The sequence below is a fragment of the Thermosulfurimonas sp. genome (assembly GCF_015491435.1).
Classification (GTDB): domain Bacteria; phylum Desulfobacterota; class Thermodesulfobacteria; order Thermodesulfobacteriales; family Thermodesulfobacteriaceae; genus Thermosulfurimonas_A.
This window is the reverse complement of the sequence record NZ_WFVX01000204.1, coordinates 1-3021: the sequence shown is the minus strand read 5'-3', so window position 1 is coordinate 3021 and position 3021 is coordinate 1. Positions and strand designations below refer to the sequence as shown.

General features: G+C 62.1%; 3 protein-coding genes and 2 pseudogenes. All 5 read right to left on the bottom strand.

Annotation, left to right across the window (positions count from 1 at the left end):
- Positions 1 to 571 (bottom strand): annotated as a pseudogene (locus F8J34_RS09520) (hypothetical protein); the annotation flags it as partial.
- Between the two features lie 111 nt (positions 572 to 682).
- Positions 683 to 1213: a class I SAM-dependent methyltransferase gene (locus F8J34_RS09515; RefSeq protein WP_297058854.1), complete on the bottom strand. Its 531-nt coding sequence runs from the start codon at positions 1211 to 1213 to the stop codon at positions 683 to 685.
- Entirely contained in the window at positions 1210 to 1782 is a 573-nt protein-coding gene (locus tag F8J34_RS09510; RefSeq protein WP_297058852.1) for a methyltransferase domain-containing protein, read from the bottom strand. Before F8J34_RS09510 ends, F8J34_RS09515 begins: the two co-directional genes overlap by 4 nt.
- Before the next feature lies 1 nt (position 1783).
- Entirely contained in the window at positions 1784 to 2740 is a 957-nt protein-coding gene (locus F8J34_RS09505; protein WP_297058850.1) for an FAD-dependent thymidylate synthase, read from the bottom strand.
- Positions 2737 to 3021: pseudogene (locus tag F8J34_RS09500) on the bottom strand (deoxyuridine 5'-triphosphate nucleotidohydrolase); the annotation flags it as partial. The pseudogene F8J34_RS09500 and the gene F8J34_RS09505, both read right to left, overlap by 4 nt.

The following is a 3021-nucleotide window of genomic DNA, read 5'->3' as shown; positions in this document are numbered from 1 at the left end:
GCAGATAATCCGGATCGCACTGGGGTTTGCCGCAGGTGGCCGCGGGAACGGAGAGGCTCTCCCGCACCGGGGTGGTGTAGGGCAGGGGTTTCCCGGCCCGGTTATAGGGATGGTAGGGGTTCCCTTCGAAGGAAAGATGATTTCCCTGTTTTACCCTTACCCTCAGACCGCAGCGGGCGTTACAGGCCAGGCAGACGGTGTAAACCACGCGACCGGTTTCTTTTTCCGGAAGGCGCGGACCCTTCCAGCGGAGGGCCCCGGTGGGGCAGACCCGGGTGCAGGGCGGAGGCCAGGTGCGCCCGGCGCACAGATCACAGGCCAGATCCCGGCGCCGGAAACGCACCCCCGGGGCCGGGAAACGGCCGGTCTCTTCGATCCGGATCTCCAAAAGACGCTCCTCCGGGGGAAGCCCCCGGGTTTCGGCACAGGCCAGCACACAGGCCTGACACCCCATGCACTTTCGGGGCTCAAACTCAAGCCCCACCGCAGTCCAGGCCTCCTTTCCCCAGCCGGAAAACCCCGCGGCCAGGGAAAAACCCACCAGCTTGAGAAAATCCCTCCTCCCGGGCATCCCTCCCTCGGCTTTCCGGAATTATCGGAACTTTTAAGCGGAACCATAGAGATTGTCAAAAAGTTTTTAAAGATAAAACCCTAAGCATTGATTGGTCAATTCGATAAAAGTTCAGGAGGATTTGAGGGCCAGGAGGATGAAGAATCCGGCCTGGGGGTGGAAGCCTTGGCGGATCTCCGGGTTGGTGATGGGTCTTTCGGTTTGGGGAGGCTCAAAGAGGGTGCTCAGGATCTTTTTCTCCTCGAACCCGGTGCGGGAGAGCATCTCTCTCAGTTCGGGCAGGGAATAGAAACGGGCTCTCTGGTAGAGGGGGTGTCCGCGGCGTCCTTTTTCCTGGTAGAAGGCGGCCCAGGGGCTTTCCCGGAGGATGAGGCCCAGCACCAGGCGTCCACCGGGACTGAGCACGCGATAGGCCTCCCGGAGCACGTCCTCCGGGTAATCCACAAAACAGAGGGTGACCATGAGGAGGACCAGATCGAAGCTTCCCGTTCCCACCCCCACCTCCAGGGCCTGCCGGAAGTCGCGGCATACCCTCCTTAAGGCGGAAAGCTCCAGCGCATAGACCGAACGCCCGAAGGGTTTCTCGTACCAGTGGTCATAGTCCCGGGCCAGCCGATCGAAGACCTGGGGAATCCCTCTCATGCGGGCTTGAACCCCCGGGCGGTATAAAACCAGTCGCCGAAGGGGGAGGTCTCTAGGGCCGCAAAGCCCGCCTCCTTAAGGAAAGCGCGGGTTTCCTCCTCGGTTAAGCGTTCGGAAACCGGAGGCCCCATGGGAGTCTCTTTCTTTTGCCATTCTAGGACCAGGAGCCGTCCGCCGGGTTTAAGGAGCCTCCGGACCTCGCCAAGGAGCCGCACCGGGTCCTCCACCTCGTGAAGCACAAAGGCAAGAAGGGCGGCCTCGGCCACGGCCTGAGGCAAAGGAACCCGATAGGTCTCGGAGCGGATAAGTTCTATCTGAGGGATTCCTGAGGCCTTCTTCCGCACCTCGGCGAGCATCTCCTCCTCTACATCCACGGCGAACACCCGTCCCGAGGGCCCCACCCTTTGGGCGGCGGGAAGGGCGAAATAGCCCGTGCCGCAGCCGAGATCAAGGAGGGTTTCCCCGGGCTTAAGTTCCAGAAGCTCCAGGACCCTTTCCGGGGGAAGGTGTCTGCGGCGCTCCGGGGATTCCAGTTTGTGTTTCTCCCTGGGATCGAAGCGATGGGCCATCTCAAAGGACCTCCCGCAGGGTCTCGGCCAGGTGCCGGATCTCCCACTGGGCCTTGGGATGGGCCCGTTTCTCCACGAAATCGCGCCAGACGAAAAGCGGCCCGGTGGCCAGCACCGTGGTGGCCGCCCCCTGGGGGGTGATAAAGCGGGCGTCCTCCTTGCGAAGGCCGGACGCAACCAGCCGGCGATAGGCCTCCATGGCCCGCCGGATCTCTGCGGCATAGACCTCCCGATGGTCCTCAAAGGCGGGAGGAAGCACGAACTGATCCACCGAGGTGTAGCGGTGGGAGCGCTGGTTGAAGTTGAGCCAGGTGTGGCGCACGAACTGATGAGAAAAGAGCCGGGAAAAGCCCTCCACGATCACCGCAAGCCACCCGAAGGGTTCCTCTGCGGGAAGCTGTATTACGGTGACCGCCGGGAGGGAAAAGAGGCCCTCCTCCGGCTCCGGCCGCTCGAACCGGGGAAGGAGCCCGGAAAGCGGCCCCACATAGACCCTCTTTAAGGGCCAGCCCTCCCAGCGGAGGGCGGGAAACTCGGTAAAGCTTCGGTCCTCAATTCCTGCGGCGATAAGGGCCGCGAATTCCTCGTCGGTCAGGCTTTCGGCAAAATGGCGCAGATTGAGCTGGAGGGCCCCGGTTGCGGGGTCGTACCAGGCCTTGTAAAGGGCGGAAAGGAGATCCGCGGAAAGTTCTTTAGGCCTTACGGTTAAGGGAGAGTGGGCGAAGACGCTGGCGTGTCCCGAGGCCTTAAGACGCAGGAAAAAGCTCCTAAGTTTTTCCGGGTCCCGGAAGCGTTCCTCGGCAAAGAGGGAAAGCGGAGGGCTTTCGGCGTAACAGATCCGGGCCCCGAGGAAGCTCAGAAACAGGGTGCGGCGGAAGGCCTCCCCGCCGAGATCCCGGTAAAGCTGAAGCAGGAAGTTGCGGCGAAGTTCGGACCAGGCTTGGCGTGGATCGGTCATTGGTAACCTCCGGTGCTTCCGAAACCCCCGCGGGAGTCCTCACAAGGGGGGCCCGGTACCTCCTCAAGTTCTACCCCTTCGGCCACGCAAAGGAGCACCATCTGGGCCAGGCGCTCCCCGGCCGAGACCTTAACTGGCTCGGAGCCCGGGTTTAAGACCAGGATCTTGAGTTCGTCATCCTCTCCGCAGTAGTCAAAGTCGATGATCCCTGCCGAATGGGGGAAGAGGAGGCCTTTCTTGCGGAAAAGACTTGAGCGGGGGAAGACAAAAAGGGCGTAGGG

Coding starts and splice junctions, on each gene's coding strand:
- F8J34_RS09515 (WP_297058854.1), bottom strand. CDS start 1,213: ATGAGAGGGATTCCCCAGGTCTTCGATCGGCTGGCCCGGGACTATGAC.
- F8J34_RS09510 (WP_297058852.1), bottom strand. CDS start 1,782: ATGGCCCATCGCTTCGATCCCAGGGAGAAACACAAACTGGAATCCCCG.
- F8J34_RS09505 (WP_297058850.1), bottom strand. CDS start 2,740: ATGACCGATCCACGCCAAGCCTGGTCCGAACTTCGCCGCAACTTCCTG.